This window comes from Candidatus Hydrogenedentota bacterium, assembly GCA_012523015.1.
In the GTDB taxonomy this organism is placed as follows: Bacteria; Hydrogenedentota; Hydrogenedentia; order Hydrogenedentales; family CAITNO01; genus JAAYBJ01.
Genome location: JAAYJI010000050.1, coordinates 1 through 6,859, shown reverse-complemented (window position 1 = coordinate 6,859; position 6,859 = coordinate 1). Strand labels below are relative to the sequence as shown.

General features: G+C 46.8%; 5 protein-coding genes. 3 read left to right on the top strand and 2 right to left on the bottom strand.

Annotated features, from left to right (window positions below):
• Nucleotides 1-424, bottom strand: a 424-nt coding sequence (locus GX117_02170) for an aconitate hydratase (GenBank protein ID NLO32154.1), incomplete at its 3' end; no start/stop codon positions are given.
• Between the two features lie 460 nt (nt 425-884).
• On the opposite strand from GX117_02170, the gene GX117_02165 reads away from it, so the two are divergent.
• Complete coding sequence (locus tag GX117_02165) at nt 885-1,994, top strand: acyltransferase family protein (GenBank protein ID NLO32153.1); 1,110 nt, start codon at nt 885-887, stop codon at nt 1,992-1,994.
• A gap of 77 nt (nt 1,995-2,071) precedes the next feature.
• On the opposite strand, the gene GX117_02160 is transcribed toward GX117_02165, so the two are convergent.
• Nucleotides 2,072-3,364, bottom strand: a complete 1,293-nt coding sequence (locus GX117_02160; GenBank protein NLO32152.1) for a radical SAM protein — start codon at nt 3,362-3,364, stop codon at nt 2,072-2,074.
• Nucleotides 3,365-3,797: 433 nt separating this feature from the next.
• Here GX117_02160 and GX117_02155 point away from each other — a divergent pair, with 433 nt between their 5' ends.
• Nucleotides 3,798-5,372 carry a long-chain fatty acid--CoA ligase gene (locus GX117_02155; GenBank protein ID NLO32151.1) on the top strand — a complete coding sequence of 525 codons (1,575 nt, stop codon included), beginning with the start codon at nt 3,798-3,800 and terminating at the stop codon, nt 5,370-5,372.
• A 14-nt stretch (nt 5,373-5,386) separates the two neighbouring features.
• Nucleotides 5,387-6,859: sodium:solute symporter family protein (locus GX117_02150; protein ID NLO32150.1), on the top strand; the 1,473-nt coding region annotated here is incomplete at its 3' end.

The window sequence follows — 6,859 nt, the reverse complement described above, 5'->3', positions numbered from 1 at the left end:
GAATAATGCCCGCTCCGGGTTTCCAAAAACCGATCCCGTATTTATTCGAAACGGAAGCGAGAAAATCATACACCTCTTTATTCGAAGCAAGCGCCTTGGCAAGATCAGGATTGGCTCCTTTTTCAGCCACAATGAGATGGTCGCAATGAATCGTGGTGGGAACGGCGGTGCGGTTTTTACCGGCTTGCATAAACTGCAACATCGCCATTTGGGCCGTTGCATCTTGCATCGCCACACGATCCGGACCGAAATGGACATAGTCCTTGCCACGCCGGTACGGCTCGGTCACGGGCGTATCCCATGCGTGGGCGAAGAGAATTTTTTCGGACAGCGTCAGGGGGCGCCCCCAGAGGGCACGGCCAAGTTCAACTTTTTCGGCTAAAGACAGATAAAAAAAATGTATGTGATCCAGTTCAAAAACCATTAGATTTTTCCTACTATTAATTTTGGATTTATTCTCTTTTCTTGACGATCGCGATTATACATGCTTTTCGGTATCTTGCGACTGTGCGCCTTAGCGTAGGCAACGACGGAGTCTCACAAAAATAATCAAATACCTTCCTTTTATACCGTGCATGAATTTGTCTACAATAAAATCTGAGACTCCTCGCCCAAAAAAAAGAACGGAATGTCGTCGGTCAGAATTTCTGCCAACTGCGCCTATTATTACAAAATAGAAAGTTAAGTGCAACCTATCCGATCTAAAGGTACCGTCTCCATCAGGCATATTTTTCCTATTCAGCGGCGTATAACAAGAACAATGCAAACAACCGTTCACGCCTAATGCTATACTATACACAGACTTATAAGAAGCAGGCGTTATACGTCTGCCTTTTCTAGCCTGAAATCAATACCTATTTCCAACAATCCGGTGAAATAATGCCATGGTAAAAATAAAGCGGCGTTATCCTGTTGATTGGCTGCGCATACTCGTCGTGGCATCTCTCGTACCTTTTCATACGGCTCGCGTTTTTGATATTTGGGAAGGTAATTACGTCAAGAATGATGAACTCAGTTATGCATTGAGTTATTTTATCAGTTATTTGGCGTTGTGGATTATGCCGCTCTCGTTTTTATTGGCGGGCACCGCCACCGGCTGCGCCCTTCGGTTCCGCAGTGCTTCCGTTTATCTAAAGGAACGGTTTCAACGGTTATTTGTTCCGCTTCTCTTTGGTGTTTTGGTGTTAGTCCCGCCCCAAGCCTTTATTGCCCGATTCCAAAAACCCGGTCATTCCGAATCGTATGGGCATTTCTTGCGCGACTATTTTGTAATACGCGGCGATCTCAGCGGGTATACGGGAGACTTCACCCCTGCCCATCTTTGGTTTATACTTTATCTCCTAGTCTTCTCCGTGGCGGTGCTTCCCTTGTTCCTGTATCTTATAAAACATCGGCGCCTCATCGATTGGCTCGCTTTGAAATGCCAAAGTTCCGGAACGATATTTTTGATGGCGGTGCCTTTGGTTGTGGCGGGCGCCCTGCCCGATATTAGCGGGAAAAATCCTTTTTTCTACGGGACGCTCTTCATCTACGGATTTATTATGGGGGATGATACCCGATTCCAAACCGCGGTGCAGCGAGCAAAGGGCTTTGCACTCGTGCTAGGCATCCTTGTCACGGTCGCTATGCTCTCTGCACACGCCGCTAACATCCAATTTCCACGCTATTCCACGGGTGATATCTTGTTGTATGTGCTCCGCACTTTCGGCACGTGGTTTTGGATCATCGCTTCAATGGGTTATGCAGAAACATGGCTCAACGGTAAGAATCGGTTCTACCGCTACGCCAATGAAGCCTCCTATCCCTTTTACATTCTTCACCAGACAATTTTATGTGCCATTGCGTTTTATGTCGTCCAATGGTCGATGAATTTGTGGATTAAATTTTTTGTTATTTCGGCGCTCACCTTCCTGCTCACTCTCTTGGTCTACGATCTTTTTGTGAAAAGAATTCAGATCAGCCGCTTCCTCTTCGGCATGAAAATCCCGCCATGACATGAAAGTTGTCAAAGCAATAATAGGATCTTCAAGTAATGCATCCTATTTCCCCCACACACAAGGGTTATTTCTGCTTATGAAGAACTCGGATGTTTTTGCGTCCTTTCCTTGGCGTGTCGTTTTTCTTTGTTTGACAAGGTTTCCGTACTGAATCCATGCTGTATTTTTCCATCTCGAATAAAAAGATTACCGCTCATACATTGCTTGCCCAAAGTCTTATCTGTATTGTAGACATTACAGTTGGTGTTCATTACCACTGGCAAGAATATTTCCGGATATTGTTTTACATTGATACCGAATAAATTTACCAAGAAAAGGTTTATGAGTGAAGGAAGCAAATGAAAAGTTTTTCGGTTTATAGACACTAAAAGAACCCGAAGGAATGTAAGTCGCTTCCAAAACAGACCTTTTCGTGCGTGACGTTCCCACCGACTCAGGGCTCTTTTCATACGATCCATGGCCAAATAGTCAGTCAACGATTTCAGGGTGCTGTTTTTCCGCACGAATAACATAATTTGTACATTCATGCAAAGCCGGATGTCTACGAGATGCAACAGAGCGTGAAGGGCTTTCTGAAAGACATATAGATCTTCTCTTGGTCCTGTGCAATAGTGTTCGAAGAGCAGATCCATCATTTCATCCGGCATTATAATATTCTCCGGACTGAGTGATTTGATAGTAGTAACATATGCGAAGCCATTTACAGAAAGGGATCTTATAAAAGCTTTGTCTTTCGCATATTCGCAACTCGCCACAAGCTGATCTTCATTAATGCCCTTAAAAATCGTGGGGGACAGACTTGTTGGAAAATTAAGCGCTTCCAAGTTTCGCAACGCTGCCATTTTTGCATCAACAAATTGGCTTAGGCTAAGGCGGGCTGCCTGTTCTCGGTCAAAAGAGTCAATAGACAGTCGAATTTCATCAATGCCGGCATCTTGGAGACGTTTGCAATAATCCGGATCCGCCAGTCGTATCCCGTTTGTAGCCAGTTGGACGGTTACTCGGTTCCGGACGGCTTCCTCCACAAACTGAAAAAATTGGGGATGTAATGTGGGTTCACCACCCGTAAACGTATGTTTCGCTTTCTTATAGGTCGGGAGCAGCGTTCGGTATTCTTCCAAGCTCATTTCCTCAAAGAACGGATCCCTCATCTCTACGGAGCAATAAGGACAGTTCATCTGGCAGGCATCTTTAATAAGCACCCAATAGTTCGTAATCCTGCCACAAGGGGTGTCCTCTTTTAAGACATTAAAATAAAACCGATCCAAATCGACGTAAAGCGAACCTTGCCGGGAAAGCAGTAATTTATTGGAGCCGTGCAGCGGGCATTCTCGATACAAAAAAGCGTGATTATTTTTTAGAATCACACTACCGGGTATCTCTGAAGCACACTGTGGGCAAAGAGAAAGAGTAGTACGAATTATTGACATATATACACGTCCTAGTAAATCCCTCTGCGGAGGGGAGTCTGTTGTCGAAATGGGTCGACCTTAAATCGATATTCTAAGAGTATACCGTTATAAATGCAACTAAACCGAAAAGTGAAGCAACCCATCAGCCGAATATCCGGTAATGTCAATTGAGCCTGATACTATTTTGGGCCTTCATGTGAAACCAAAAAAATGGCACAGGTGATCCTGTCGGCGTTCTTTCCGCTGCATATTAGTTCTTCCGGTATCCAGTAGCGAAGAGCACAACTTGCACTTGCTTCTCACTTATTATACAATAGACAAACGTTTGTCTTAGATAAACAAGACTTTTATATAAAACCTTCCATGCATAATCGGAGGCACATATCTCATGCTGAATATTGCAACCGTACTAGAAACGAACTCGCGATTATATCCCAATAAACTTGCAATAATACAGGACGACCATGTTTATACTTTTCAAGCATTAAACGATCTCGCGAATCGTGTTGCACATGGGTTACGGAAAGCCGGTGTCCGTCCCGGGGATAGGGTAGCGCTGAGTTGCCTCACAAATGCGTATTTTGTCATGTGCTATTACGGTATTTTAAAAGCGGGCGCTGTCGTGGTGTCATTGAACCCTCTTTTGAAACATGAAGAAATAGCGCGCAATCTCTCGGATGCCGATGTTTGCTTTTACCTGTGTTATGATGGAGCGGGACAGCTTCCCATGTTGACCGAGGGATATACTGCTTTTCTCGAGACGCCTTCCTGCACGAAATTCTGTCTTATAGGTGCGATGGAAGCGCTCTCCTACTTTTCTGAAAACATTTATTTTTTGGATGATTGGCTTGAGAACAATGCCGGTCATTTTCCAAGTGTTCAGACTGCGGCCGACGCTTCGTGCAACATTATATTTACCTCGGGGACGACGGGCCGAGCCAAGGGAGCAGAACTGACTCACGCCAATTATGCAGTTGCCTGCTTGTCGTATAGTGATGTGATGGAATACTCCTCAGACGATGTCATTTTAGTTGCCGCGCCTCTGTTCAGCGTGCTCGGTCAAACCATGCTGATGGGGGCCGGTTTCTATGCGGGGGCGACCTTAGTGTTACAGTCCCGTTTTGACCCGGAACATGTATTATGCGCGATGGTACACTATAATGTGACGATATTTAGCGGCGTACCAACCATGTTCTATGGGTTACTGCATTATCCGGGTTTACGGAATCATGACTTAGGTAAGATACGTGAACACTGGCGTACGGGCATCGTTGGCGGCGCGCCGGTACCGCCACATTTGGTAGATGAAGTGGAATCCGTGTTCGGAGTCCGGTTGCAAAAAGGGTATGGGCTTTCGGAAACCACAGCGGTAGTGGCTGCCACCCGTCGCGACCGCCCCTACGCGAAGGAGAGTGTCGGCGTGCCGATGTGGGGCGCGGAAATCAGAATTGTCGATGAACTCATGAACGACAAACCAATAGGAGAAGCGGGAGAAATCGTCGTTCGTGGCCCTACGGTTATGTGCGGATACTTTGGCGACCCGGAAGCTACCGCGGTGGCATTTCGTGGAAGTTGGTTCCACACAGGTGATGTGGGCATGCTGGATGCAGACGGCAACCTCCATATTTTGGATCGTATCAAAGACATGATCATCCGCGGTGGGTTTAACGTTTACCCATGCCAGGTAGAGGCGGTATTGATGCGGCACCCGTGCATTAAACTTGCAGCTGTGGTTGGCATACCTGATGAACAATTGGGAGAGGAAATCCATGCCTTTGTTGTTCTTCATGAAGAGGCTATTTTGACTGCGGCGAAAATCCTAGATTGGGGACGTGAACATCTCGCTGCCTATGCCTATCCTCGACATGTGAGTTTTCTGCCAAGCCTTCCCATGGGACCCACCAATAAAATATTGAAATCTGAATTACGCCGGTTAGCCGCAACAGTTTACACTCCGGTCTAAAAGGAAACACACTGATGAATCTATTGGTTGTCGCTTTGACGATCCTGTTGTACTTGGCTGTAACATTTTTTTTGGCTTACAAAGGGTACAAAGCAACTCATAGCACTGAAGACTACATGCTGGCCGGCCGCACTATCAGTCCCTTCATGATGGCTCTTTCGTATGGTGCCACCTTTATCAGTTCATCAGCAATAATCGGATTTGGCGGCGCCGCCGCTATCTTCGGCATGGGCATTGTACTAACCAATGTAATGAACCTATTTTTTGGCTTCTTTATTGCATTTATGGTTTTAGGAATCCGCGTGCGTGCCATGGGACAGCGTCTTGATGCAACTACATTTCCCGAACTTTTGGGTAAACGTTTCAACTCACGTTTCATCCAAGGCTTTTCAGGGCTTATCATTTTTCTTTTTATGCCACTTTATACTGCGGCAGTACTCATCGGCGGAAGCCGTTATGTCGAAGCGACTTTTCAGATTAATTATGAACTCGCTTTGATAGTCTTCACGAGCCTTGTCGCTTGTTACGTCATCACGGGAGGAATGCGCGGAGTAATTTATACAGATGTCTTCCAAGCGCTGTTGATTTTCATCGGTTTGGTGATCATGGTCGTATACACCTACGTTATTTTGGGCGGACCCTTTGAAGCACATCGCAAACTGGCGGCGCTCCCCTCAGAAATAGACAGGCAATTTGAGGAAGCAAGACATGAACTGACCTCCTTGGTTCCTAACGATCTTACCACGGGTGATTTCACAGGGTGGTTCGTGGACGTGGCGGGGCAAGCGGCAAGCGCCGCCACCATGACCGAAGCCGCACGGATACAGTTTTTTGAGTCACGCCCCGATGTTGCCGGTGTCGCAGTGTTGATGCAAAAAAGGCCAGAGCTCGCCAGCAAGCTGTCAATTCTCCGCATAGAGCAGGTCGGGTTCCGCGGTTGGACGCGTCTCCCCGAAGCGGGCAGTATGTTCTTTTATATTTTAATTACCAGCCTGATACTGGGGATGAGTGTGGGAATGCTTGCACAACCCCAATTGGCGGTACGCTTTATGACCGTGAAAGACAACCGTGCGCTGAACCGATCTGCCTTGTTTGGCGCTCTTTTCTTCTCCGTCATGTTCGGCGTACTTGCCACGGGTGCCTTGACTAATGTCTGGTTTGCAGCGTCGGAACATGGAGGCCGCATTGCGACAGCCTCGGTTCCTGCCGGCAACATTGACTTAATCATTCCCACCTACATCAACCGTGCTCTGCCTCAATGGTTCGGCATTCTCTTTATGTTGACCCTGCTGGCCGCGGTCATGTCAACGCTGAGTTCCCAGTTTCACTTGATGGGCACCTCTCTAGGCAGAGACTTCCTAGAACGGGGCGCCTTAAACCTAATGAATGAGCGGCATACAGTTCTTTTGGCTCGTTCCGGTATTGCTTTATCGGTGATTGTTACCCTGTTTCTTGCGTGGGTACTTCCCGGCAGCATTGTTGCAGTG

Bases quoted from the DNA above. Each gene is read 5' to 3' on its own strand.
- GX117_02165 (NLO32153.1), top strand. From the start codon at position 885: ATGGTAAAAATAAAGCGGCGTTATCCTGTTGATTGGCTGCGCATACTC.
- GX117_02155 (NLO32151.1), top strand. From the start codon at position 3,798: ATGCTGAATATTGCAACCGTACTAGAAACGAACTCGCGATTATATCCC.